At 52.3% G+C, this 24,029-nt stretch carries 26 protein-coding genes; 17 read left to right on the forward strand and 9 right to left on the reverse strand.

Annotation, left to right across the window (positions count from 1 at the left end; all coding sequences use genetic code 11):
• The first annotated feature begins 74 nt into the window (after positions 1 to 74).
• Positions 75 to 377 (forward strand): hypothetical protein, encoded by a 303-nt coding sequence (locus tag KNP80_RS06875; protein WP_214719886.1) that lies wholly within the window; start codon positions 75 to 77, stop codon positions 375 to 377.
• A gap of 37 nt (positions 378 to 414) precedes the next feature.
• Here KNP80_RS06875 and KNP80_RS06880 read toward each other — a convergent pair whose 3' ends face one another.
• From KNP80_RS06880 to yfkAB, 3 genes are read right to left on the reverse strand one after another with little or no spacing between them, the layout of a single operon-like run.
• A complete protein-coding gene (locus tag KNP80_RS06880; protein WP_214834364.1) occupies positions 415 to 1,557 on the reverse strand; it encodes an MFS transporter in 1,143 nt (380 codons plus the stop codon).
• 45 nt (positions 1,558 to 1,602) lie between these two features.
• On the reverse strand, positions 1,603 to 1,797 hold the full coding sequence (locus KNP80_RS06885) for a hypothetical protein (RefSeq protein ID WP_021067771.1): 195 nt from the start codon (positions 1,795 to 1,797) through the stop codon (positions 1,603 to 1,605).
• A gap of 53 nt (positions 1,798 to 1,850) precedes the next feature.
• A complete protein-coding gene (gene yfkAB / locus KNP80_RS06890) occupies positions 1,851 to 2,957 on the reverse strand; it encodes a radical SAM/CxCxxxxC motif protein YfkAB (protein ID WP_214834367.1) in 1,107 nt (368 codons plus the stop codon).
• Positions 2,958 to 3,042: 85 nt separating this feature from the next.
• On the opposite strand from yfkAB, the gene KNP80_RS06895 reads away from it, so the two are divergent.
• The 3 genes from KNP80_RS06895 to KNP80_RS06905 all read left to right on the forward strand — a co-directional run bounded on the left by KNP80_RS06895 (position 3,043) and on the right by KNP80_RS06905 (position 5,129).
• Complete coding sequence (locus KNP80_RS06895) at positions 3,043 to 3,252, forward strand: hypothetical protein (RefSeq protein WP_016510454.1); 210 nt, start codon at positions 3,043 to 3,045, stop codon at positions 3,250 to 3,252.
• Complete coding sequence (rlmD, locus tag KNP80_RS06900) at positions 3,249 to 4,625, forward strand: 23S rRNA (uracil(1939)-C(5))-methyltransferase RlmD (RefSeq protein ID WP_214834370.1); 1,377 nt, start codon at positions 3,249 to 3,251, stop codon at positions 4,623 to 4,625. Before KNP80_RS06895 ends, rlmD begins: the two co-directional genes overlap by 4 nt.
• A gap of 96 nt (positions 4,626 to 4,721) precedes the next feature.
• Positions 4,722 to 5,129, forward strand: coding sequence for a cytidine deaminase (locus KNP80_RS06905; RefSeq protein WP_021067768.1), 408 nt, complete (start codon positions 4,722 to 4,724; stop codon positions 5,127 to 5,129).
• 31 nt (positions 5,130 to 5,160) lie between these two features.
• Here the strand turns inward: KNP80_RS06905 and KNP80_RS06910 are convergent, their stop codons facing one another.
• A complete protein-coding gene (locus tag KNP80_RS06910) occupies positions 5,161 to 5,376 on the reverse strand; it encodes a hypothetical protein (protein ID WP_031200364.1) in 216 nt (71 codons plus the stop codon).
• Positions 5,377 to 5,497: 121 nt separating this feature from the next.
• Here KNP80_RS06910 and KNP80_RS06915 point away from each other — a divergent pair, with 121 nt between their 5' ends.
• Entirely contained in the window at positions 5,498 to 5,785 is a 288-nt protein-coding gene (locus KNP80_RS06915) for a hypothetical protein (protein ID WP_214719892.1), read from the forward strand.
• Between the two features lie 30 nt (positions 5,786 to 5,815).
• On the opposite strand, the gene KNP80_RS06920 is transcribed toward KNP80_RS06915, so the two are convergent.
• The 5 genes from KNP80_RS06920 to KNP80_RS06940 form a co-directional block, all read right to left on the reverse strand.
• A complete protein-coding gene (locus KNP80_RS06920; protein ID WP_214715458.1) occupies positions 5,816 to 7,201 on the reverse strand; it encodes a sensor histidine kinase in 1,386 nt (461 codons plus the stop codon).
• Complete coding sequence (locus KNP80_RS06925; RefSeq protein ID WP_021067764.1) at positions 7,198 to 7,887, reverse strand: response regulator transcription factor; 690 nt, start codon at positions 7,885 to 7,887, stop codon at positions 7,198 to 7,200. Before KNP80_RS06925 ends, KNP80_RS06920 begins: the two co-directional genes overlap by 4 nt.
• 169 nt (positions 7,888 to 8,056) lie before the next feature.
• Positions 8,057 to 8,623 (reverse strand): GNAT family N-acetyltransferase, encoded by a 567-nt coding sequence (locus KNP80_RS06930; protein WP_214834374.1) that lies wholly within the window; start codon positions 8,621 to 8,623, stop codon positions 8,057 to 8,059.
• Positions 8,624 to 8,824: 201 nt separating this feature from the next.
• Complete coding sequence (locus KNP80_RS06935; protein ID WP_021067762.1) at positions 8,825 to 9,976, reverse strand: amidohydrolase; 1,152 nt, start codon at positions 9,974 to 9,976, stop codon at positions 8,825 to 8,827.
• A 13-nt stretch (positions 9,977 to 9,989) separates the two neighbouring features.
• A complete protein-coding gene (locus KNP80_RS06940) occupies positions 9,990 to 10,898 on the reverse strand; it encodes a TIGR01777 family oxidoreductase (protein ID WP_214715452.1) in 909 nt (302 codons plus the stop codon).
• A 152-nt stretch (positions 10,899 to 11,050) separates the two neighbouring features.
• Here KNP80_RS06940 and recX point away from each other — a divergent pair, with 152 nt between their 5' ends.
• The 12 genes from recX to KNP80_RS07000 all read left to right on the forward strand — a co-directional run bounded on the left by recX (position 11,051) and on the right by KNP80_RS07000 (position 23,991).
• Positions 11,051 to 11,863: a recombination regulator RecX gene (recX, locus tag KNP80_RS06945; protein WP_214719894.1), complete on the forward strand. Its 813-nt coding sequence runs from the start codon at positions 11,051 to 11,053 to the stop codon at positions 11,861 to 11,863.
• A 49-nt stretch (positions 11,864 to 11,912) separates the two neighbouring features.
• Positions 11,913 to 13,550: an L-lactate permease gene (locus KNP80_RS06950; RefSeq protein ID WP_214834377.1), complete on the forward strand. Its 1,638-nt coding sequence runs from the start codon at positions 11,913 to 11,915 to the stop codon at positions 13,548 to 13,550.
• A gap of 314 nt (positions 13,551 to 13,864) precedes the next feature.
• On the forward strand, positions 13,865 to 15,589 hold the full coding sequence (locus KNP80_RS06955) for an ABC transporter ATP-binding protein (protein ID WP_214719896.1): 1,725 nt from the start codon (positions 13,865 to 13,867) through the stop codon (positions 15,587 to 15,589).
• A gap of 22 nt (positions 15,590 to 15,611) precedes the next feature.
• Entirely contained in the window at positions 15,612 to 17,657 is a 2,046-nt protein-coding gene (locus KNP80_RS06960; RefSeq protein WP_214719897.1) for an ABC transporter ATP-binding protein, read from the forward strand.
• A 9-nt stretch (positions 17,658 to 17,666) separates the two neighbouring features.
• Positions 17,667 to 18,845 carry an RtcB family protein gene (locus tag KNP80_RS06965; RefSeq protein ID WP_214719898.1) on the forward strand — a complete coding sequence of 393 codons (1,179 nt, stop codon included), beginning with the start codon at positions 17,667 to 17,669 and terminating at the stop codon, positions 18,843 to 18,845.
• Between the two features lie 68 nt (positions 18,846 to 18,913).
• Positions 18,914 to 19,228 (forward strand): YfhH family protein, encoded by a 315-nt coding sequence (locus tag KNP80_RS06970; RefSeq protein ID WP_214719899.1) that lies wholly within the window; start codon positions 18,914 to 18,916, stop codon positions 19,226 to 19,228.
• Positions 19,225 to 19,494: a YfhJ family protein gene (locus KNP80_RS06975; protein WP_021067754.1), complete on the forward strand. Its 270-nt coding sequence runs from the start codon at positions 19,225 to 19,227 to the stop codon at positions 19,492 to 19,494. Before KNP80_RS06970 ends, KNP80_RS06975 begins: the two co-directional genes overlap by 4 nt.
• A gap of 165 nt (positions 19,495 to 19,659) precedes the next feature.
• The gene (locus KNP80_RS06980) at positions 19,660 to 20,199 is read left to right on the forward strand and encodes a helix-turn-helix domain-containing protein (RefSeq protein WP_021067753.1); all 540 of its coding nucleotides are present in this window, start codon (positions 19,660 to 19,662) and stop codon (positions 20,197 to 20,199) included.
• A 13-nt stretch (positions 20,200 to 20,212) separates the two neighbouring features.
• The gene (locus KNP80_RS06985) at positions 20,213 to 21,319 is read left to right on the forward strand and encodes an ABC transporter ATP-binding protein (protein WP_029596016.1); all 1,107 of its coding nucleotides are present in this window, start codon (positions 20,213 to 20,215) and stop codon (positions 21,317 to 21,319) included.
• The gene (locus tag KNP80_RS06990) at positions 21,306 to 22,127 is read left to right on the forward strand and encodes an ABC transporter permease (RefSeq protein WP_034780994.1); all 822 of its coding nucleotides are present in this window, start codon (positions 21,306 to 21,308) and stop codon (positions 22,125 to 22,127) included. The genes KNP80_RS06985 and KNP80_RS06990 overlap by 14 nt, the downstream gene beginning before the upstream one ends.
• A complete protein-coding gene (locus KNP80_RS06995) occupies positions 22,124 to 22,924 on the forward strand; it encodes an ABC transporter permease (protein WP_021067750.1) in 801 nt (266 codons plus the stop codon). Before KNP80_RS06990 ends, KNP80_RS06995 begins: the two co-directional genes overlap by 4 nt.
• Positions 22,921 to 23,991: an ABC transporter substrate-binding protein gene (locus tag KNP80_RS07000; RefSeq protein ID WP_029596014.1), complete on the forward strand. Its 1,071-nt coding sequence runs from the start codon at positions 22,921 to 22,923 to the stop codon at positions 23,989 to 23,991. The genes KNP80_RS06995 and KNP80_RS07000 overlap by 4 nt, the downstream gene beginning before the upstream one ends.
• The last annotated feature ends 38 nt before the right edge of the window (positions 23,992 to 24,029 follow it).

The following is a 24,029-nucleotide window of genomic DNA, read 5'->3' on the forward strand; positions in this document are numbered from 1 at the left end:
TGAATTCTTTCAGTTGAAATCGGTCTTCGTTGTAAAGACTTGCGTGCGAATCGAAAAGAAAGGAGGGTGCTACCGTGGCAAGAAATCCAATCGTCCGAAACATACTCATCTCTCGCCAACCGCGAGACGAGTATGTCAAATACGTGATGAAGTGCGTAAGTCGCGGGTTGAAGGAACATCATGAGCAAGTGGACGCGCGTGCTATGAGGCATGGCGAAGACATTCAGACGAAATGGCAAATCAATGACCGAGTCATTGAAGTCACAATCAAGTCCGACGTGTTGGCCTCGCTCGAGACGGAACCGTTCGCGCTCGATGAGGTGTTCATGCGGGCGTTCGAACGAAACGATGTCAGGCTCGGTCCGGTGAAAGAATAACGTGAAAAAGGGAGGGTCTCCGCCGAGACCCTCCCTTTTAGACGTCAATTGGCTTGGCTTTCGCCGTGAACAAACTGACGGCCAAAATTCCAAGAATGAGCGCGTACATCAAGAAATACACTTCTTTTGGTAATGCGATCCAAAACGCGCCAATCATCGGTCCGCTAATCGAACCGACGCTGAAGGAGATGCTATAGAGCATATTGCCGGTCGGTAACAACGAACGTGGCAATACTTCCGTCATATGGGCCAGTCCGAGTGAATACGTCGAGCCGAGCCCGGCGCCGGCGAGTGCGAACAAGACGAGGAGCCAGATATAATGGTCGACAGCCAGGTTGGCGATCGCGAAGACGAGTGTACCGAGTGTTAAAACGATTTGAAGGATTCGCTTTTTCCCGAAGTGATCGGCGAGCCGACCGAGTGGTAATTGCACGATAATCGAGGCGACGATGAACGTCGTGATGAGCGTACTCGTCTGCGTGAGCCCGATGTCGTTCCGGACCGTGAAAATCGGTAAGTTGGCATTCAAGCTCGCTTCAAGGAACCCATATGTAAAAGCAGGTAAGAGCGTATACCCGCCGCCGATGAGGACGAGCCGGATGCGTCCTTTCGAGTCGGTCTTCACTTTTTCGGACTCAGGATACTCATTGTCAACCTTGAAAATCAAGAACAAGGATGCGAGACAAAAGATGATTAAGACGAGGAACGGCAGCCAAAAGTGAAGGTCGACGAGCGGCGCGATAAGCGGACCGACCGCGAAACCGAGGCTGAACGCCATCCCGTAATACGCCATTGCCCGACCCAGGCTCCGCTTGTCGCTCGCGGATGTGACCCACACTTGGGATCCGTAATGGAGCGCTGAATCACCGAAGCCGATGACGAAACGCATGAGCGCCCACATGAGCAGTGACGGCCAGAGCGGCAAGAAGAACGTAGCGAGCGCCGTCAAGATGATGCCAAGGACGATGGTCGGACGAAACCCGTACTTGCGGACGAACCGTTCGAGTAGCGGGGCGGAGACGATGACCCCGAGATAGAGCATGGTCGCGTTCAACCCGTTCAACCAGGCCGGGTTGCCATCCCGTTCGATAAGTGTCGACAAAAGCGGGATGAGCGCACCTTGAATCAAGCCGGAGATAAAGACGACAAGTAATAAAATCGAAAATCGAAAGCGTTGCATAGTTCACCTCATCATTGATTGCATAGTAAAAAGCTGAGAAGAGTCTCAGCTTTTTGGCTCGTCAATCGGTTGGGGTACATGGTTCAAGTGTAAGAGTTCATCGTCCCAACTGCCTTGACTGAATACTTCATCACGGTCTACTTTGTCTGAAACGAATGCGGCTGTCAATAAGATGCTGAGCACACCACCGAAAATGATGATGGCCATGACGGTGATCATGAATACATAGATGGCTGTCATCTTCAAACACCTCGATTCAGTTTATATACTGAATATTTCCCGAATCGAAGCAGTTAAAACGGTTCGGCCACACGTTCCCGGAAGTTCACGTCAGGATAGTACGCTTGTTTGACGAGAGCGTTCGGACCGAGGCATTTGACGGCCGGGCAGTGGCAGGACAGTGTGGCGTTCAAACTGCTGTTCGTCCACGACTCATACGCGTCTTGGAACGAGGTGTCATACAACGTCCCAAGCGTGCCGAGCTCGTCGCCGAAGTCGGTGACGATGATTTGGCCGTCGAAGATGTTCGTGTTGAGGCGCGAGCGGCCATCCGGGTCGTTTCGCACGGTCACGTTTTTCGCCTCGTGGAGCCGTTTCAATAAAGCACGGTCTTCCGGTAACTCGGAACAAGCATAAAAAGGCAAAGTCCCGAATAGCATCCAAACGTTCTCGTCCCGGACATCGAGCAGGTCGTGAATCGCCTGGCGGGTGTCAGGGAGCGACGCCGATTCGAGCGCACTTGCAAAATCGGCGGGGTACATGGGGTGCACTTCATGACGTTGACAGCCGAGTGCGACAATCTCTTCATGGATTTCCTTCAAGTGCGGAATCGTCCGTTTGTTGAGCATCGTCTCGGCCGATACGATTACACCCTCGGCCGTAAGCGCACGGGCGTTTTCTTTCATCGTCTGAAGCATCTTCAAACGTGCCTCCGCGCTCGGTTTTCGGTCCATCATCGCGAAACCGCCCTCTAAGAAGTCGGCGTCCGTTCCCCAGTTATGCGAAATGTGCAAAACGTCAAGGTAAGGGGTAATAAGATGGTAGCGAGAGAGCGGGAGGGTCAAGTTCGAGTTGATTTGTGTGCGGGCACCGCGCTCCTTGGCGTAACGTAAGAGCGGGACGACGTAATTGCGCACCGATTTCATCGACAGCATCGGCTCGCCGCCCGTAATCGAGAATGCGCGCAAGTGCTCAATCTCGTCGAGGCGTGAAATCAATAAGTCGAGCGGGACTTCAGGCTCTTCCGTCTGGTCGAGCATATAGCCGACTGCGCAATGCTCGCAGCGCATGTTGCATAGCTTGGTCGTCGTCACTTCGACGTTTGAAAGGACGAGGCGACCGAACTCGGTTTGATCGAGATATGCTTCCCACGGATCAAACGTTGTCGAGATGTTTTTCATATCAATTCCACCTTTTCATCAAGTCACACGAAATAGTATGCTATAATAACAACTCTTTGTCACGAACCAAAGGAGCGATCACGAGATGGGTAAATCACGAACAGATACGGCAGGGAAAATGAACGTGTTAAAATCGAGAACGGAATTACTGTGCTTATCAGTCAATACGTTGGACGAATTCACGACGCCAGAGGATTTGCATCGATTGTTAGCTGATATTGATTCCTTACGTGCGAAAGTCGTACGTTACGCCAAAGATTTAGAACAAGTATCTCGAAAGGATGAAACACATTGAAACTGATCGTAGGAGAATACACAAGCGCCCAAGCCGAGCGGCTAGGCATTAACGGAGAGGGCATCGCGACAATTGATCGCATGGTCATCTTCATCCCGAACTTATTGCCAGGAGAGAAGGCGAAAGTTGAAATCACGCGCGTCGAGCGGAACTACGCCGAGGCACGTGTCATCAAACGCGACAACGATTCACCGGACCGGGTCAAACCACCGTGTCCGATTTATGACGAGTGTGGCGGTTGCCAGATTCAACATATGAGTCCGCGCCTGCAGATGGACTATAAAGAGGAAATCGTCCGCAACGCGTTCCGTCAAAAGACGAAATTGAACGTCGACAAGTCGGATATCCGTAGTACGAAAGGGATGGACAACCCTTGGTATTACCGCAACAAATCGCAATTCCCGCTCTCGACGCGCCGCGGTGAAATCGTGTCAGGGCTCTACAAGCCGAACACGAATGAGCTCGTGCCAATCGAACACTGCATGGTGCAGCAACGCGACACGACGAACATCAACAACGCCATCGTCCGTATTTTAAATGAACTTGATATCCCAGTATACGATGCGCGCCGTGACGTCGGTTTTGCCCGTACCGTCATCGTCCGCTCGGGCTATAAGACGGATGACGTTCAAGTCGTACTCGTCGTCGGGAATGAAGATGTCCCGCGTTTGGACGAACTGAGTGACCGCATCATGGCGTTGCCGAACGTCGTGTCGTTCCACTTGAATATTAACTCGAACCGTTCAGGCGTCATCTTCGGGTACCGCACGGTTCATATCGCCGGGCAAGACAAGATGGACGAACAGCTTGACGACGTCCATTACCACTTGTCACCGCGTGCGTTCTTCCAACTCAATCCGGCCCAGACGGAAGTCATGTATCGGGAAGTCGTCGAGGCGGCTGGACTGACGGGTGAAGAACGGGTCATCGATGCGTACGCTGGTGTCGGTTCAATCGGGCTATGGCTAGCGCCACATGCAAAAGAGATTCGCGGGATGGAAGTCGTCCCAGAAGCAGTCGAAGATGCGAATGCGCACATGCGCGAGAACGGGTTCAGCCATGCAACCTATGTTGAAGGCCGGGCCGAGCACTGGATTCCGCGCTGGGTCAAGGACGGTTGGATTCCAGATGTTATCGTCGTCGATCCGCCGCGCACAGGTGTGGATCATCAGCTCCTTAACGCAATGATCTCATCGAAAGCGAAACGCATCGTCTACGTGTCATGTAACCCGCAGACACTCGCACGGGATGCGGACCAACTCATGAAAGCCGACTATAAAATCAACTATATCCAGCCGTACGATATGTTCCCACAGACGGCGCACGTCGAGTCAATCGTCGTCTTCGAGAAGAAGAAAAAGAAAAAGTATTGACGGGGTTTTGAAAACGCTTGCAAAAACAGTGTTTTCACGCTATAGTTCAGATGTCAGACTTCTTTTGATAAACGTTAAGAAGCGGAGGAACATCAGATGATCCCACAAGAAAAAGTGAACGAGCTTGTCCATAAAGCAATTGATGCACGCTCGCGTGCCTATACACCGTATTCGAAATTCAATGTCGGGGCCGTCGTCATTGATGAGACCGGCAAAGAAATTTTAGGTTGCAACGTCGAAAACGCTTCGTACGGGTTGTCGATGTGTGCAGAACGGACCGCCATCTTTAAAGCGGTATCGGAAGGCAGCAAGGCAATCGAGACGGTCGTTGTCGTTGGAGACACAGCGGGCCCAATCTCGCCGTGTGGCGCTTGCCGTCAAGTCATTGCCGAGTTTGCGAGTGACGACTTTACGTTGATTCTCGCGAACATGGCCGGAGAGACGAAAGTGATGACAAAAGAAGAGATGCTACCATACGGCTTCTCGCCAAAAGATTTAACGTGAAATAAAGATGCGGACGAATTCGTCCGCATCTTTATTTGTTGCCGTCATATTTTTTCTCGCTGGCCGAGTCGTCCTTCGAGTGTCGTTTCTGTTTTTCATCCTTCACTTTTTGGTTCAGCTCTTCCACCGGAATCGGGTCGACGGTCTCCATGCCCTCCTGGTCGAAGATGCTCTCCTTGTCGGTATCGACAGCATCCGGATTATCGAACGGTCGCTTTGACGGGTTCTGTGATTTCTTCATCCTCATCGCCTCCTTGTGTTGATTGTTATTCCACTCTGTTAAATTGTGTAAACGCTTTAGAAAATGGGTTTCGATTTTGCGGAACAGTGGAATTATCGGTACATAGTGACTAAGGAGGGGTATTCGGATGGATAAGAAAGTATTGATGGGCATCGTACTCGGGGTAGCCGGAGCTGCGCTCGTCGCGCCAAAAGTGGCAGCGCTCTTGACGCAAGACCGCGATGAGGATACATGGAGCAAAATGGATCGCATGGAAAGTGTCGACTCGGATAAAGATGAGGCGGAGGCTGGACTCACTCAGCTCGATTCGAACTATCGGGCCGAGTGGCAAGCGAACGGCTTTCCGCAGACGCACGCTGAGCGGGAGCGTCTCATGAATGAATCAGATGATGCCTATAAAGGGAAGGACATCTAAAAACAGACAGCCATCGCGGCTGTCTGTTTTTTAAATATCTTCGTCCGGTAAAAGGGGGAGCGTGAGTGTGACGGTCGTCCCGTTGCCGACTTCTGAGGCGAAGTGCATCGAGCCGCCGTGGCGCTCCATAATATGTTTGGCGATGGCGAGCCCGAGTCCGGTCCCGCCGTCTTCGCGTGTCCGTGACTTATTGACGCGATAGAATCGTTTCGTCAGCTGATCGAGGTCTTCTTTCGGGATGCCCCGGCCTTCGTCATGAATCTCGGTGACGGCATTGTTCGCGGTCGCATACGTCTTCACATGAATCGATTTGCCGGCTTCCGTATAGCGGAGCGCGTTATCGAGCAAATTCCCGACGACTTGCTCGAGTCGATCGTGGTCCCCGAGAATAATCAAGTCGAAGTCGAGGTCCGTCTCGATGGTGACGCCTTTCGCCCGCGCGATCGGCTCGAAGCGATAGAGAACGTCTTCGAGCACTTGCGAATAGACGACTGGTTCTTTCGTCATCGGATACGAATCACGCTCGAGTTGGGCCAAGTCGAGCAAATCGTTGACGAGTCGTTGCAACCGTTCGGTCTCGTTCTCGATAATCTCATAATATTGATTTTTCGTTTTCTCATCGAGCGACGGGTCTTGGAGCATCTCGGTATAACCACGAATATACGACAGTGGCGTCCGCAATTCGTGGCTCACGTTCGCCAAGAACTCTTTCCGTTGTTCTTCGACGAGACCGAGCGATTCGGCCATCCGGTTCAGTGTCTCGGCAAGCTCACCAATCTCATCATCGTAATAGATGGGGATGCGGTGCGAGAAATCACCTTTGGCATACACTTGGGACGCTCGTTTCATTTGAATCAGCGGTTGGATGATTGTATCGATAATCTGAGTGCCGAAAATGAGTAAGTTCACGATCATCAAGATGAGCAAGAACGTGATCATGAGCCGAATCGGTTGGAACGGTTCACTGATTTTACTCAGCTCCATATACAGGATGAGCGCATTATCGAGTTCGCCGTCTCGGATGAGCGGGAAGGCGGACATGAGGATGTCGACGTCTTCGGTCGGGTGTTTGCGGGTAACAGAAATCGCATAGCCGTCTTGCAACTTGGCGAGGTCCTGCTCCCGTAAAAACGTCTTGCCCGATCCGAGACTGTCTTCCCGGACGGACGAGAGAAACACTTTCGTCTCGGTCAGTTCGTTCGTGTACGTCATACTGTCGGAAAACGCGTCAGAGAAGCCGTCCGCCTTATAGATGGTGACGAGCTTCTCTCCGCGGTTGATGAGCAGTTCTTCTTGCGTCTGAATATAAAACTTGTCATACAAGTAAAACGTCATGATGATGAACACGAACGCGGAGAAGAGGCTTGCGGTCCAGATGGTGATCCAAATCCGCTTCCGGATCGTGTATTGCTTCATACGGTCGCCTCGAACTTATAGCCGATCCCCCAGACGGTTTGGATGTAGCCACCCGCTTCGCCGAGCTTGAGACGAAGTGTCTTGATATGGGTGTCGACCGTTCGGAGGTTACCGTGATACTCGGTACCCCAAATTTGGTCGAGCAATTGTTCACGCGAGAACACTTTCTCTTCGTTCGTGATGAACAAGTAGAGCAAATCGAACTCTTTCCGGGTCAAGTTGACCGTTTTGCCTTTCACGCTGACCGCACGGCCATCGATATCGATGGACAAGACTCCGGTATCGAACGTCGCTTCTTGTTCTTTCGAGAAATTATGCGTCCGACGAAGCGTCGCTTCGATTCGAGCGAGCAACTCGCGGGGGCTGAACGGCTTCGTGATATAGTCGTCCGCGCCAATCTTCAAGCCGTGGATGCGATCGAGTTCTTCTGAGCGGGCCGTTAGCATAATGATCGGCACGTTCGAGAACTCACGGATGCGCATGCATGCCGTGAGGCCGTCGAGTTCAGGCATCATCACGTCGAGCAGCACGAGGTGGAACGACTGTTCTTTCAATAAGTCGATTGCCTCGAGACCGTTCGTTGCTGTGACGGTCTCGTATCCTTCCTTCTCTAAGTTCGAAACGAGTAAATCCCGCATTTGCTCTTCATCATCGGTCACTAAGATGCGAAACGTTGGTTCTGACATTGGGCATTCTCCTTTACAAAACGGTTAACGAGGACGTGTGATAATTCCCTCATACTTCTATCATACCTATCTCTCCGAATTAGAACAGAAATATTCATTGTCGTAAAGTTGTCCTCATGAAATCCACACAAAAACGCCACAAAAAAGCCAATTCTTTGTCAGAATTGGCTTATGCTTCGAGCTGGGCTTCGTACGTATGGTCGAATTCAGGCGCATGGAGTGAGTGCAAGTAAAGTTGGAAACTCGACTTCGACACTTCATACAGCACATATTCGACATCACCTTGATTGATTTCAGATAGTAATTCAGACCGAATCTCATTGGCGCAGAAAGCGTACGGCAGTTTTTCCGCCGCCGCGATTGAACGCTCATTCGATTGACGGATTTTCAAAAATACACTTTCAATGTCAAGTTCGAAGAAAAGTTCTGAGAAGAACGCTTCTTTCGCGACTTGATTGTAACCTTTGCCGTGATACGGTTTGCCAAGCCACGTCCCGAGGAATCCATAGCCGGATTCCACATCGAACAAGCTGATTGTCCCGATTGGGGTACCAAACTCGTTCGTGATGGTACGTGAGATGATGTTTCCTTGCTCTTCTAGCTCGATGATTTGCTTCGTGCTAAATAAAAACTCGTCAAAGTGGACCGTCTTTTGACGGACATATGGAAAGACATCTGGGTGTTGCATCAGTTCGAACAACTCCGCGCAGTCGGTAAGCTCACGAAATTTGAGCACCTTTACATTCCTCCTCCTATTTCAGACCGCTGAAGAATAGTTGTAACGAAAGCATACTTCTGGCTTCGTTGTTCGAACTTGCCTTGGCTGCTCCCTTTTATGAAGTTACAAGATTATTTTATATAGTTTTTTTAAAAAAGCAAGTAAATAAAATGCAACTTCACAAAAAAATAATAAGAGCGCTTTCACTACTGGTGTCACTCACATCTCGTGATGCGTTTTCGAACGGCTCGTCGAGTAAACGATGTGACCGTCGACGATGGTCATAATCGGCTTTGACATGTAGTCGAGCGGGAAATGGCTCCATAGGACAAGATCGGCATCTTTGCCGATTTCGAGCGAGCCGATGCGGTCGTCTACTCCGAGCGATTCAGCCGGATGAATCGTGATGGCGCGGAGCGCGACGTCGACGGGAAGTCCTTCGCGGGCAGCAAGACCGGCGCACAGATTCAAATATTGAACCGGCGTATAAGGATGGTCCGTCGTGATGGAGACGATCATATCGTGCTCATGTAAGATGCGATACGTCTCCCACGTCTTGTTTTGGAGCTCGATTTTCGACTTCCGTGTGAACGTCGGTCCAACGGTGACGTGTTTGACACCGAGTTCGCGCAACTTTTCGGCGACGAGATGTCCTTCCGTACAGTGCTCAATCCGATAATCGAGGTCGAACTCTTGTGCGAAGCGGACGACCGATAAAATATCGTCGGCGCGGTGGGCGTGGACACGAATCGGCATCTTGCGATCGAGCGCCAGTTGAATCATCTGGCTACCGAACGTGCCGATCGTCTTCGTCGAATCAACGGTCCGGAACGCTTCACGCAACAAGCCCATGATTCCCATCCGGGTCAACTCGCCGGACTTCCCCATACTGTGGACGCGCTTCGGGTTCTCGCCGAGCGCGAGTTTCAGGCCGGCATAGCGGCGGAGCACCATGTCCTCGATGAAGCGACCATGGGTTTTGATGACACTTGTCACACCGCCGATGACGTTCATACTGCCAGGCATGACTTGGACGGCTGTCACCCCGGCCATGAGCGCTTCCCGGAAGCCCTCATCGAGCGGATAGACGCCATCGATGGCCCGTGCGTGCGGGGTCATCGCCTCGACGGTCTCGTTCGCATCGTTCCCGACTGAACCCGTCCCTTCGTCATACAGTCCGAGATGGGTGTGGGCATCGATGAAGCCGGGGAACAAGAAGTTGCCTTCGGCTTCGATGACCGTCTCTCCGTCGAGCGGGTCCAACAAGTCCGCCATCTCGACGATTTTGCCGTCTTTGACGCGAAGGTCCCCGTAAAAATGTGGTGCGGTGATCGGATAGATATGGGCGTTACGAATTAACAAATTACTCACGTGCTGGCTCCTTTCAAGTCAAATGAAGTAGTTGTTTCAGGGCAGGTTCTAACGTTTCGTAGCGGAACCGGAAACCGTGATTGAGGGCTTTCGTCGGAACGACTTTCGCTCCTTCGAGGACGATGACGCTTTTCTCTCCGAGTGCGAGTTTGAGGAGCGGCGCTGGGGCGGGTGCCCAGTGGGGACGATGCATCACCCGGCCGAGCGTCTTCCCGAATTCGTCCATCGTGACAGGCGTCGGTGCCGTGCCATTGACGGGTCCCTCGATTGTACTCGTCTCGAGGATATGGACGAACAGACGGACGAGATCGTCTAAATGAATCCACGGCACCCATTGCTTACCGGAGCCGAGTCGTCCACCGACACCAAGCGTGTACGGCAACTTCATGAGTGGGAAGGCGCCGCCGTCATTCGATAAGACGACACCGGTCCGCATCGTGACGAGACGGATGCCCATGTCTTGAACGGGTTGCGCCTCTTTCTCCCACAACACGCAGACGTTGCCTAAAAAGTTGGTTCGGTCGGGGAGCGGTGTCGCTTCCGAATACGTGATGGATCGATCTTCACCGTATATCCCGATGGCGGACCCGCTGATGACGACGCTCGGCTTGCGTTTCATATTTTTAATGATGCGGACGACTTCTTTCGTCCCATCGATCCGACTTTGAAGAATGGCTTGCTTTTGTTTGTGCGTCCAACGTCCGTCGTTGATCGAGGCTCCTGCCAAATGGACGATGGCATCGACGTCTTGAAGCTCGGATTCAGGATGACTATCGGGCGTCATCCATTCGACGAACGAGATCCCTCCTTGCCGCGGACGTGGGTGGCGCGTCAATACGACGACTTGATGTCCGGCTTCTGCGAGCGCGCGTACGAGCGGTCGGCCAATCAATCCGGTACCACCAGTGATTGCTATTTTCATGGGTCTCCCTCCAATATCCTTTAAGCGATTTCAAAACGGGTATGAGGACTATAGGAATGTCTTGTACAGATAATACCCCTTCTTCTAACTTATCAAAAATCCTGCCCGAACGGGGAACGTGATATGTTAGAAGCAGGAAATGGAGGGATTTTGTGAAAATCACAAAGTTTACGACCCAAAAGAAAAATCAAGACCGGTTGAACGTCTTTGTTGAAAAAGATGGACGTGAGGAGTTCGCGTTCGCCATCGACCTCGACGTCTTCATCAAATACGGATTGACGAAAGGGATGGAGCTCGAAGACGATTTCGTCCGTGACGTCCTTCAAGCGGAAGAAGAGCAGAAAGCGTACAAAGCGGCCGTCAACTATTTATCGTATCGAATGCGTGCCGTCTCAGAGGTGCGTGACTACCTCGTGAAGAAAGAAATAGATGAGTCAGCCATCAAACGCGTCATTGAACGCTTGATTGAACAGCGCTATTTGAACGATGCCGAGTTCGCCAAAGCTTACACCCAGACAAAGTTCAATACGAGCCCGAGCGGACCCGTCAAAATCAAACGAGAACTCGCTCAGCTTCAAATCGCTCCGGATCTTATCGAAGACGTCATCGCCGCCATCTCGCACGAAGACCAGCTTGAAAAGGCCGGAAAGTTCGTGAATCGGAAACAAATGGAAACAAATCGCCGTTCCGCCACAGAAGTGCAACAAAGAATTCAACAAACCCTGATGCAAAGGGGATTTTCGTTTGATATCATTTCAGAGGCGATTCTCACGTTTTGGGAGAACGAGGATGAGGACGTTGAACTTTCAGCTTGTCTGACACAGGCTGAGAAACTGAATCGAAAGTTTAGCGGGTACGCCCCATATGAGCGGAAACAACGGATGAAGATGCAGCTTCGTCGCAAAGGTTTTCCGTATGAGGTGATCGAGAGGGCGTTAGAGAGGCTCGCTGAACAAGAGTCATAATGGGAGATGCGTTTACGGTAGGGGAAAAATCTGAAAAGGTGGGTCTACATTGACGATTTTTGAATGGATTACAGCACTGATGCCGATTGTGGCAGTGCTCATCTTATTGGTCATTATGCGTTTACCGGCGTCGGTTGCGATGCCACTATCTCTCGTCTTGACGGCTGGACTTGCGTTCTTCGTTTGGCAGCTCGACGCGACGCGGATCATGGCGGCGACGCTACAAGGACTTGTCATCGCCGTTACGACAGTCTGGATTGTCTACGGTGCGATTGGAATGATGAATACGATGAAAGAGGGCGGCGGTATGAACGCGATCCGTTCCGGCTTCATCAACATTACGCCCGATCCCCGGATTCAAGTGCTCATCGTCGGTTGGTTGTTCGTCTCATTCATCGAAGGCGCATCTGGTTTCGGTACACCGGCCACGGTTGCGGCACCACTGTTAATCGCACTCGGATTCCCGCCGATCGCTGCCGTTGTCATCGCCTTGTCGGCAGACGTATCGGCCGTCACGTTCGGTGCGGTCGGGACACCGGCCTTAATCGGGATTGGGAACGGGCTGTCACTTGACGTCAACCAACCCGAGACGATTGAGTTTTTGACAACCGTCGTCTTGCAGACGGTGCTCATCGATATGTTCGTTGGTCTTTTTATCCCATTCATTTTAATCTTGATGCTGACGCGATTCTTCAGTAAAGAAAAATCGATTAAGCCGGCGCTCGAAGTATTCCCGATCGCGATCGTCGCGGCGCTCGTCTATAGCATCCCGGCCTACATCTGGACACTCATCCTCGGATTCGAGTTCGGGGGTATGCTTGGTGCACTGACGGGTCTCATCATTCTCGTCACGATGGCACGCAAAGGCATCCTCATGCCGAAACGGTTATGGACGTTCGACGGTTATGCCGATGAAATCGATCAACCGCTCGAGAAGCCGTCCGTCGGCAAAGGCAAACGCGAGCTTCCGCAATGGAAAGCGTGGGCGCCTTACTTGATTTTAACGATTTTCCTCGTGTTGACGCGGACCGTGCCGTTCTTGAACGAACTGACGCGTAGCGTCCGCATCGATTTGCCGAACATTTTGAGTATCGAAGGCATCTCGACATCGTGGGAACCGTTCTATTCACCAGGCTTCATGTTCATCTTGACGATGATTGCGACGTTCTTCCTCCATAACATGAGTTGGTCGCAAGTGACCTCGGTGTTTAAAGCGACGACGCTCGGTGTCGTCGGGACGGCGATCACGCTTGCTGCTTCAGTACCGATGGTTCGGATTTTCATTCATTCGGAAAACGGTGGGGCAGGTCTCGCTTCGATGCCGGTCGAACTCGCAACGGCTGCGGCCGACACGTTCGGTGGCGTCTGGCCGCTCGTCGCACCGTGGATTGGGGCGCTCGGGGCGTTCGTTTCCGGTTCGGCTACGTTCTCAAACATGATGTTCTCGAGTTTAACGACGAATGTCGCCGAGTCGGTTGGAGTCAACAAGACACTTGCCTTGTCGATGCAGATGGCGGGGGCGAACGCCGGTAACATGATTTGCGTCTTGAACGTCGTCGCAGTCGCCTCGGTGGCAGGGCTCCTCGGAAAAGAAGGAACGATTATCCGCTATACGCTCATGCCAATGATTTATTACGTGACAGCGACCGGTCTTGTCGGTTTGATGCTCGCTGCATTCTTCTTGTAAAAAGTTACAAATTATTTACGACAATAATATTGACAATTTTCTGAACAGTCTGCTAAGGTTTTAGTAGATTTTCAAACTATGAACAGAGAGGAGCCAGCATGATGAAGTACATCCCAACACCACAACACACACACACAACATCATATGGCTACTCGTATTTGACTGCGTAATTTGGCAGCTGGATAGGGGTAGTGTCCTTTCCCTGACCATGCAAAAGACTGAAGACTCAGAAGCGTACTTCATCCGATTGGTTGCACAATCAGGTGACGTGCGCTTTTTTGCGTGCGCGGAAGGGACGAAAGGGGGAATCAGTCATGAAACTGATTAAACAATTGGATTGGTTTATTAAAAGACAGAAGCGGACGTATATCTTCGCCATCATCTTGTTGATTATCACCGGGGTCGTCGATATGCTCCCGCCGTGGATCATCGGGCAAGCGATTGATGCGATTCGTGAAGGCAGCTTGACGACAGAGCGACTCGTCCTCATCGTCGGATCATTGCTCAGCATCATGGTTTTATCGTATGTCCTTTCGTATGTATGGATTGCCCGCCTGTTCGGGACGGCGTTCCTGCTCGAGAAAAAATTGCGGGCCAGATTCTTCGGACATCTGCTCCGGCAGACACCGCGCTTTTATCAACAGCACCGCACCGGAGATTTGATGGCGCTCGCGACGAACGATTTGAAAGCGGTCGAACGGACGGCCGGGTTCGGTGTCATGACGCTCGTCGACTCGTTCAATATGACGCTCATCGCTCTCACCATCATGGGCGTGTTCATCGATTGGAAGTTGACGCTCGCGGCACTCCTACCGATGCCGCTCCTCGCCTGGTCAATGAATAAGCTCGGCCGCCAAATCCATGCCCGCTTCACAGCGGCGCAGGATGCGTTTGGCGTGATGAACGATCAAGTCGTCGAATCGATTTCAGGTCTTCGGGTCGTCCGCTCGTTCGTCCAAGAAGATGCGGATACGAAAAAGTTCGATACAATCACCGACGACGTCATGGCCAAAAACATGCACGTCGCCAAAATCGACGTCTTGTTTGAACCGGTCATTAAACTGCTCGTCGGCTTGAGTTATTTGATTGGGTTGTCGTTCGGCACGTATCTCGTGTTCACGAACGACATCACGCTCGGTCAGCTCGTCTCGTTCAACATTTATCTCGGGATGCTCATTTGGCCGATGTACGCGTTCGGAGAACTGATTAACGTCGTGCAACGGGGAACGGCTAGCCTCGAACGAATCGAAGCGACGATGAACGAGACGCCGGATGTCGTTTCGACCGGTACGGTCGAAGTCGGCGTCCCGGAGAAAATCACGTTCAAATCATTGTCGTTCCAATATCCAGGATCGACCCGTGCCTCACTCGAAGACATCGTCTTGCACGTGTCGCGTGGCGAGACGATTGGGGTCGTCGGACCGACCGGGGCTGGCAAGACGACGCTGTTGCGTCAATTGCTCCGGGAGTATCCGATTGACGACTCGTTACTCGTCAACGGTGTCCCGATTCACGACATCAAACTCGAGACGGTCCGCGGTTGGAGCGGTTACGTCTCGCAGGAACATTTGCTGTTCTCGAAGACGGTCCGCGACAACATCTTGTTCGGCTCAAACGATGCGTCGGCACAAGACCTCGAGACGGCCATCCGCCTCGCGGCGTTCGACACTGATATCGAACATTTGGAGAACGGTCTCGACACGGTCGTCGGAGAACAAGGGGTTATGCTCTCGGGCGGTCAGAAACAACGGCTCTCGATTGCCCGCGCCCTCTTGAAAGACCCGGAGATTCTGTTGCTCGACGATTCGCTTTCAGCGGTCGACGCCAAGACGGAAGCGCGCATCATCGATTCGGTCCGGACGAGCCGGGCCGAACAGACGACGTTCATCGTCGCACACCGCCTGTCCGCTGTCGCCCACGCCGACCAGATTCTTGTGTTACAAGACGGCCGTGTGACGGAGCGGGGCACGCATGACCAACTGATGGAACGACGCGGTTGGTATTATGAACAATACGTTCGACAAGGAGAGTCGGAGTAATCCGGGAAAGGGGGAATCTCTCATGATCGATCAATATGAATTAGATCCAGTCCGCAGGAAGAAAACGATCCGTTCACTCGTCGGCTATGCCAAACAAGTGAGACGCTCGATTTTCCTCGGTTTGACCTTACTATTTTTAGCGGTCGGCGCCGAATTGGCCGGACCGTATATCGCCAAAATCATCATCGACGACCACATCGTCGCCATCGAGCGGGATTGGGTACAAGTCGAGTCAGGCGGGAGTGTCGTCTTTGACGGAAACTCCTATGAAAAAGAGACGAGGCTTGACGGCGAGACGGTCGTCCGTCCCGTCTCAATCGTGCAGACGACAGACGGCTATTATCTCGTCCCTGACGCCGTCATGAGTGGTGGTGTCCGTGAGGTCGAAGAAGACGTGCTCACCATCACGCGAAGCGAAGAGAAGGCGACGTATGACAATATCGTTCCGCTCTCGTCGACCGACGTCTTCCGCTTTTACGAGACGGATTTGCGGGCCGTGCTGTTGCTATCTGGTTTGTACGTTGTCTTGCTTCTCATCGCGGCAGGGTTGAACTGGGGGCAACAGATGCTCCTGCAACGTTCGGCCCACAACATCGTCAAAACGATGCGCCTTGACGTCATGCGGCATTTGCAGACGATTCCGGTCCGTTACTTTGACCAGACGCCAATCGGGAAAATCGTCAGCCGGGTCACGAACGACACCGAGACGATTCGCGACCTATATTTGGGCGTGCTCGCACGTGTCTTCCAAAGCGTCGTCATGATGATCGGAGTCTTGATCGCCATGTTCTTCTTGGACGTGCGCCTCGGTCTCGTCTCGCTCATCATCATCCCGGTCGTTATCGTTTGGATTAAATTGTTCCAACGCCTGTCGACCCGAAACAACTTCCGTGTCCGCGCCCTCGTCGCGGATATGAACGCCCAATTGAATGAGAGCATCCAAACGATGCCGATCATTCAGTCGTACGTCAAAGAAGATCTCGTCTATGACGAGTTCAACGAGAAAAACAGTGACAACTTCCAAACAAGAAGGAAGCTGCTCAAACTGGATGCGCTCATGTCGCATAACTTGGTCAACTTCTTCCGCAACATGGCACTCGCCTTACTCATCTGGGTCGTCGGTGCGCAGACGCTCGGAACGGGGAGCGTACTCACGCTCGGGATTTTGTACGCCTATATCGATTACGTGTCACGGATTTTTGAGCCGGTGACGCAAATCATGAACCAACTGTCTCCGCTCCAACAGGCACTCGTCTCGGCAGACCGGATGTTCCAGTTGCTCGACGAGAAAGGGGAAGACGTGTCGGCGGAACGTATCGCACGCTTTAAAGGTGAGGTCGTGTTCGACGACGTGTCGTTCAGCTATGAAGCCGGGAAACCGGTACTCCAGCACATCGATATCCATGCGGCACCAGGTGAGACGGTGGCGCTCGTCGGTCATACCGGTAGCGGTAAGAGTTCAATCATGAACTTGCTCATGCGCTTCTATGACCCGTCAGAAGGAACGCTCAACATTGACGGCATGGACGTGACGAAACTACCGACCCAAGCCGTTCGGGCCCATCTCGGCATCGTGCTTCAAGACCCGTTCTTGTTCACGGGCTCGATTCGAACGAACGTGACGCTCGGCGACGAGACGATTTCGGACGACCGCGTATGGCGCGCATTGACGGCGGTCGGAGCCGATCGTTTCGTCAAACAGTTGCCACACGGGTTAGACGAGCCGGTCATCGAACGCGGCGCCTCGCTCTCGAGCGGAGAGCGCCAGCTGATCAGCTTCGCCCGCGCCCTCGTCTTCGACCCGGCCATCCTCGTCTTAGACGAAGCGACGGCAAGCGTCGATTCAGAGACGGAAGCACTCATCCAAGACGCGCTCAAGACGCTCACGTACGGCCGGACGACGTTCGTCATCGCGCACCGTCTCTCGACGATTCGGGAAGCGGACCAAATCCTCGTCCTCGACCACGGTCACATCATCGAGCGGGGTAACCATCAGTCGCTCATCGCGGCAGGCGGCGTTTACGCCCGGATGCATGAGCTGCAAAGTAAACAACAAGCCATCAGTTGAGGAGGTCTTATGGAGATTATCGGAAAGCATAACCGGGCCAAAGTATTCAATGAACGGATTGACGATACGACGCGGGCCCAAATCCAAACGCTCGTCGACCAACCGTTCACTCAAGGCGCCTCGATTCGAATCATGCCGGACATGCATGCCGGCAAAGGGTCGGTCGTCGGGACGACGATGACGATTCACGACAAGGTCGTACCGAACCTCGTCGGCGTCGACCTCGGGTGTGGCATGCTCTGTACGGAAATCAAGGTGAAGCGCATCGACTTTCAACGGCTCGACGACGTCATCCGTCAATACGTACCGAGCGGGATGAACATCCGGGATACAGCACACGCTTACGCCTCTGAGCTCCCGCTCGAGGACGTGCGGGCGCCGTATAAGCTGGACCGAGCCCTCCGCTCGGTCGGCACGCTCGGCTCGGGCAATCATTTCATCGAAGTGAACCGGGACGAAGCGGGACGCACGTTTCTCGTCATCCACTCCGGCTCACGCCACCTTGGTGTCCAAATCGCCGACCATTATCAACAGTTGGCGGTCGAGCACATGATGAAGACGGCCGACATTCGAGACGAGATTGAACGGATGAAGGCAACGGGACGGCAGCAGGACATCTCGGCCTATCTCGAGACGGAGCGTGAGGCACGGAAACGTTTCCGCGACCTCGCCTACGTCGAAGGGGAAGCGATGGAAGATTACATGCACGACGTGCGCATCGCACAGCAATATGCGGCCGCCAACCGTCTCGCCATGACCGACGTCATCGTCGAGGCGATGAACTGGAACGTGGTCGATCAATTCGATACGGTCCACAACTACATCGATCACGACGCGATGATGCTTCGGAAGGGGGCCATCTCGGCGCGGGACGGCGAGCGGGTCATCATTCCGATGAACATGCGCGACGGCTCGCTCATCTGTACTGGCAAGGGGAACCCAGACTGGAACTTCTCGGGACCACACGGCGCCGGTCGCGTCATGTCACGCTCGGCCGCGCGAAAACGTGTCGACTTCAACGAATTTAAAAAGTCAATGGCAGATGTCTGGTCAAGTTCGGTCCGACCATCGACGATTGACGAGTCACCGTTTGTCTATAAGTCGATGAAGGAAATCGTCCGTTATATCGAGCCGGCCGTCACCATCAATCAAATCATCAAACCGCTCTACAACTTCAAGGCGAACTGAACATCGTTTCAGTTTCGCCTTTTTCTTTTCCATGAAAAATCTGATACGCTACAAGAGAGGTGAGCGAAATGGAAAAACGATTAAGCGATTTATCAAAATATGAGCTCGAACAAGAGATTCGAGCGCTCCATGAACGGAAGCGAAAAGCCGAACAGATGGGCATGGTCAGTGAGATCGAGGTCGTCTTGCGACGGATCGCGATTGCCGAGAGTTATTTGATTGACCCGAAAACGTTCAAGCCGGGGGCGACGTATATCGTCAACTATAACGAGCGCCCGTTCCGTTTGAAATTTGTGAACGGCGTCATGGGCTGGGGGACGTTCGAAGGGGATACGGCTGAACATGCGATTCCGCTCTCGGAGCTTTCGGAGGTGAAAACATGAACCGGACCGAACAATACGAGCGCTTGGCAGAAATCTTGAAACAGAAGAACGATGTCTTGAGCGAGCTCGAGGCGTTGACGTGGGTTGAAGTGCTGTGGGAGGATTTCGAGACGACGCTCGCCCGTGCCGGTGAACCGTATCCTGGGGAAGCAAAATCGTTCCAATACGTCGTGCAACAAATCGATGCATACGGGCCCCAGCTCCACCTGTTTCAAACGAAAAATGAGAAGTTCAAACACTTGATGTCCAAGCGCGACATCCATTAAAAATCACGCCGGAAATCGGCGTGATTTTTTACTTGCAAACTGCACACAATCCGTTATAATAAAGGTCGCTATTAGTTCGCTTTGTAGTTAAGTATTTATAAACTTTCTTTAGTTGGAATCATCTTTCACTAAACTTGAAGCAAAGCCGAAAGGAGGGATTGTGACTTGGAAGTCGGTCAAAAAATCAAGCGGCTCCGCGTCAAGAAAGGGCTGACGCAAGAAGAGTTGGCCGAGCGCACGGATTTGAGTAAAGGCTATATTTCTCAAATCGAGCGTGATTTGAGTTCACCTTCGCTTGAGACACTATTCGACTTGTTGGAAGTGCTCGGATGTTCGCCGAAAGAGTTTTTTGATGAAGATGTGAATCAAAAAGTGATCTATACCGAGGACGATCGGACCGTCTACGTCGACGAGGAGCGGAAATATCGGACTGAATGGCTCATCCCGGAATCGAACGAAAAAGAGATGGAGCCCATTTTACTAACGTTCTCGAAGCAGGGCGAGTTCAAACGATATGAGCCGTCGCGATCGGAGACGTTTGTCTATGTCCTATCGGGGCACATCGCGCTAAAACTTGGCAATCATACGTACTTCGCCAAGACCGGAGAAACACTCTATTACGTCGCCTCCGATTCGCATCAACTCGTCAATGACTACGACGGCGAGAGTGAATGTTTAATCGTCGCGACCCATTCATATTTATAAGGGAGGAACTGAAATGAACCCAGAAACGATTATTCGCTTTGACAATGTGTCGAAGCGTTACGATGACACCGTCGTCTTAGAAAACATCAGCTTCGAGATTGAGAAAGGGAAGTTCTACACGTTGCTCGGGCCATCTGGATGTGGGAAGACGACGATTTTACGCTTAATCGCCGGCTTCACGGATGCGTCAGCAGGCGATATCCAGTTCAACGGGAAACGCATCAACGACGTCCCGGCGAACAAACGTCAAGTGAACACCGTGTTCCAAGACTATGCGCTCTTCCCGCACTTGAACGTGTTCGAGAACGTCGCGTTCGGTCTGCGCATCAAGAAGATGAAAGAAGCGGACGTGAAGACGAAAGTCGAACAGGCGCTCAAATTCGTCAACTTGAAAGGGTATGAGTCACGTGAAATCGATGAGATGTCAGGCGGGCAGCGCCAACGTGTCGCCATCGCCCGGGCCATCGTCAACGAACCGGAAGTCATCTTGCTTGATGAACCGCTCTCGGCGCTCGATTTGAAACTCCGGACCGAGATGCAATATGAGCTCCGCGAATTGCAACAGCGTCTCGGCATTACGTTCATCTTTGTCACGCACGACCAAGAAGAAGCGCTCGCGATGTCGGATGAGATTTTCGTTATGAATAACGGGAAAATCGTACAAAGCGGTACACCGACCGATATTTACGATGAGCCGATCAACCGTTTCGTCGCCGATTTCATCGGGGAATCGAACATCGTACCGGGCGTCATGCCAGAGGACAACGTCGTCACGTTCGCCGGGAAGACGTTCGATTGTGTCGACCAAGGGTTTGACCGCAATGAGAAAGTCGAAGTCATCATCCGGCCGGAAGATTTAGAGATGACATCGGTCGAATCTGCGAAACTTGTTGTCGACGTCGACTCGCAACTGTTCCGAGGCGTCCACTATGAGATTTGCTGCTATGACCAAGAAGGCAACGAATGGCTCGTTCATTCGACGAAAAAATCGGTCGTCGGTTCGAAAATCGGCCTCACGTTCGATGATGAGGCGATTCACGTCATGCGCTTAGGAGAGACGGAGGAAGAGTTCGACCGTCGTCTCGAGTCCTATGAGGAGGTCGCTCATGAATCAAACTAGTCAAACCGCGAAGACGGTCTATTTGACGACCTACTGGTTATGGATTGCGCTGTTCGTCATCGCGCCGCTCCTGCTCGTCGTCTACTACTCGTTTTTTGATATCGAAGGGAACTTGAGTTTAGAGAACTATCAGATGTTCTTCACGTCGACGTATTTGACGATGACGTTATCTTCTTTCTGGTATGCGTTCTTGATTACGTTCTTCTCGCTTTTGATCGGGTATCCGACCGCCTATTTATTGACGAAGACGAAGCATAAGCAACTTTGGCTTTTGCTCATCATTTTGCCATCATGGATCAACCTATTGCTCAAAGCCTATGCGTTCCTCGGCATTTTCGGGACGTACGGCATCACGAACCAGTTTTTAGAGGCAATCGGCATCGGGACACAACAGATTTTGTTCACGGACTTCAGTTTCGTGTTCGTGTCGGTGTACATCTTCATCCCGTTCATGATTTTGCCGATTTATAACGCCATCGAGAAACTGCCGCCGTCGCTCGTCTATGCGTCGCGCGATCTCGGGGCCTCGAACTGGACGACATTCCGCCGGGTCATCTTCCCACTCACGCTCGACGGTGTGAAGTCAGGGATTCAAATCGTCTTCATCCCGGCGTTGTCGCTCTTTATGATCACTCGACTGATTGCGGGGAACCGTGTCATCACGCTCGGGACGGCGATTGAACAACAATTCCTCGTCACGCAAAACTGGGGCATGGGCTCGACGATTGCCGTGTTCTTGATTTTGGCGATGGTCCTCGTCATGGTCATCACACGTGACTGGGGTGCGAAAGGGGCGGTGCGTCGATGAAACCGAAAAAATTTAAATTAGCTAACCTCTATTTGATGGCGGTGTTCTTCATCCTCTATGCACCGATTCTCTATTTGGTCGTCTACTCGTTCAACAGCGGCGGGACGATGAGTAACTTTGAAGGCTTTACGCTCGATTGGTACAAGTCGCTCTTTACCGACACCCGCCTGCTCGTCATCGTCTTAAACACAATCGTCATCGCCTTGCTGTCGGCGACGATTTCAACCGTGCTCGGCGTCATCGGGGCGCTCGCCATCTATACGGCGCGGCAACGCTTCACGAAGACGTCACTCTTGTCGCTCAACAACGTGTTGATCGTCAGCCCGGACGTCATCATCGGGGCGTCGTTCCTCATCTTGTTCACGATGCTCGGGATTCAGCTCGGCTTTTACTCGGTGTTATTGGCGCACATCGCCTTCTCGGTACCAATTGTCGTCATCTTGGTGTTGCCGAAGCTGCAAGAGATGAGCCCGACGCTCATCGATGCGTCGCGTGACCTCGGGGCAAGTACGTGGGACGTATTGACGAAAGTCATCTTGCCGTACATCACACCGGGAATCTTTGCCGGGTTCTTCACGGCGCTCACGTATTCGCTCGATGACTTTGCCGTCACGTTCTTCGTGACGGGCAACGGCTTTACGACACTTGCCGTTGAAGTCTACTCACGCGCCCGTCAAGGCATCTCGCTCGAAATTAACGCCTTGTCAGCCATCTTGTTCTTGTTCACACTCATTCTCGTCCTTGGGTATTATGTGCTCGCCCAACGCGGTGGTAAAGCGAAGGAGGTAAGACGATGAAAAAATTGGTCATCATGTTGACGGTGCCGGTCGTCGTCAGTTTCGGCCTCTTGCTCTGGGTGTATCAAATCAATATGGCGCAAGGATTCGGCGGCGATAACACGCTCGTCGTCTACAACTGGGGCGATTATATCGATGAAGACTTGATTGGAGAGTTCGAGGAAGAGACGGGCTTGAAAGTCATCTATCAGACGTTTGACTCGAACGAGGCGATGCTCACTAAAATCGAGCAAGGCGGCACGGCGTTCGACATCGCCGTCCCGTCGGATTACGCCATCAGTAAAATGATTGAAGAAGACCTGCTCTTGCCAATCGATTATGACAAGCTCGAGAACTTCGATAACATTGACCCACGTTTCCTCGACAAGTCGTTCGACCCGGGCAACACGTACTCGGTCCCTTACTTCTGGGGGACGGTGGGCATCGTGTATAACCCTGAACTCGTCGACGGTGAGATTACGTCATGGAACGACCTATGGGACATGCCGCTCGAGAATGACATCTTGCTCGCAGACGGGACGCGTGAAGTGATGGGCTTCGGTCTGAACTCACTCGGTTACTCGCTCAACACGACGGACAAAGATGAGCTGCTCGAAGCGGAGAAGAAGCTCGAGACACTCTGGCCGAACATTAAAGCGATCGTCGGCGATGAAATCAAGATGCTCATGGCCAATCGCGAAGCGGCCGCGGCCGTCGTCTGGTCAGGTGACGCCTCCGAAATCATGTACGAGAACGAAGAGTTGACGTACGTCATCCCGGAAGAAGGGACGAATCTTTGGTTCGACAACCTCGTCATTCCGAACACATCGAAAAACGTCGAAGGCGCTCATCAGTTCATCGACTTCATGCTCGACGCGGAAATCGCGGCCCGAAACACCGATTATGTCGGCTATTCTACACCGAACGAAGCAGCACTTGAATTCTTGGATGAAGAAGTGACGTCAGACGAACGCTTCTATCCGACGAAAGAAGTGACGGATGAGCTCGAAGTGTATGAGAACTTAGGCAAGCGCATGAACGCGTATTATAACGAACTATACTTGCGCTTTAAAATGCAGAGTAAATAAAAGGAGTCCCGCTCACCGTGAGCGGGACTTTTTTGGAT

This window comes from Exiguobacterium sp. E4787 (assembly GCF_018618375.1).
GTDB classification, from domain to species: Bacteria; Bacillota; Bacilli; order Exiguobacteriales; family Exiguobacteriaceae; genus Exiguobacterium; species Exiguobacterium chiriqhucha.

Excerpts from the sequence above, each read along its gene's own strand:
- KNP80_RS06880 (WP_214834364.1), bottom strand. The coding sequence starts at position 1,557 with ATGCAACGCTTTCGATTTTCGATTTTATTACTTGTCGTCTTTATCTCC.
- KNP80_RS06885 (WP_021067771.1), bottom strand. The coding sequence starts at position 1,797 with ATGACAGCCATCTATGTATTCATGATCACCGTCATGGCCATCATCATT.
- yfkAB (WP_214834367.1), bottom strand. The coding sequence starts at position 2,957 with ATGAAAAACATCTCGACAACGTTTGATCCGTGGGAAGCATATCTCGAT.
- KNP80_RS06895 (WP_016510454.1), top strand. The coding sequence starts at position 3,043 with ATGGGTAAATCACGAACAGATACGGCAGGGAAAATGAACGTGTTAAAA.
- KNP80_RS06905 (WP_021067768.1), top strand. The coding sequence starts at position 4,722 with ATGATCCCACAAGAAAAAGTGAACGAGCTTGTCCATAAAGCAATTGAT.
- KNP80_RS06910 (WP_031200364.1), bottom strand. The coding sequence starts at position 5,376 with ATGAGGATGAAGAAATCACAGAACCCGTCAAAGCGACCGTTCGATAAT.
- KNP80_RS06915 (WP_214719892.1), top strand. The coding sequence starts at position 5,498 with ATGGATAAGAAAGTATTGATGGGCATCGTACTCGGGGTAGCCGGAGCT.
- KNP80_RS06920 (WP_214715458.1), bottom strand. The coding sequence starts at position 7,201 with ATGAAGCAATACACGATCCGGAAGCGGATTTGGATCACCATCTGGACC.
- KNP80_RS06925 (WP_021067764.1), bottom strand. The coding sequence starts at position 7,887 with ATGTCAGAACCAACGTTTCGCATCTTAGTGACCGATGATGAAGAGCAA.
- KNP80_RS06940 (WP_214715452.1), bottom strand. The coding sequence starts at position 10,898 with ATGAAAATAGCAATCACTGGTGGTACCGGATTGATTGGCCGACCGCTC.
- KNP80_RS06955 (WP_214719896.1), top strand. The coding sequence starts at position 13,865 with ATGAAACTGATTAAACAATTGGATTGGTTTATTAAAAGACAGAAGCGG.
- KNP80_RS06960 (WP_214719897.1), top strand. The coding sequence starts at position 15,612 with ATGATCGATCAATATGAATTAGATCCAGTCCGCAGGAAGAAAACGATC.
- KNP80_RS06965 (WP_214719898.1), top strand. The coding sequence starts at position 17,667 with ATGGAGATTATCGGAAAGCATAACCGGGCCAAAGTATTCAATGAACGG.
- KNP80_RS06970 (WP_214719899.1), top strand. The coding sequence starts at position 18,914 with ATGGAAAAACGATTAAGCGATTTATCAAAATATGAGCTCGAACAAGAG.
- KNP80_RS06975 (WP_021067754.1), top strand. The coding sequence starts at position 19,225 with ATGAACCGGACCGAACAATACGAGCGCTTGGCAGAAATCTTGAAACAG.
- KNP80_RS06985 (WP_029596016.1), top strand. The coding sequence starts at position 20,213 with ATGAACCCAGAAACGATTATTCGCTTTGACAATGTGTCGAAGCGTTAC.
- KNP80_RS06990 (WP_034780994.1), top strand. The coding sequence starts at position 21,306 with ATGAATCAAACTAGTCAAACCGCGAAGACGGTCTATTTGACGACCTAC.
- KNP80_RS06995 (WP_021067750.1), top strand. The coding sequence starts at position 22,124 with ATGAAACCGAAAAAATTTAAATTAGCTAACCTCTATTTGATGGCGGTG.
- KNP80_RS07000 (WP_029596014.1), top strand. The coding sequence starts at position 22,921 with ATGAAAAAATTGGTCATCATGTTGACGGTGCCGGTCGTCGTCAGTTTC.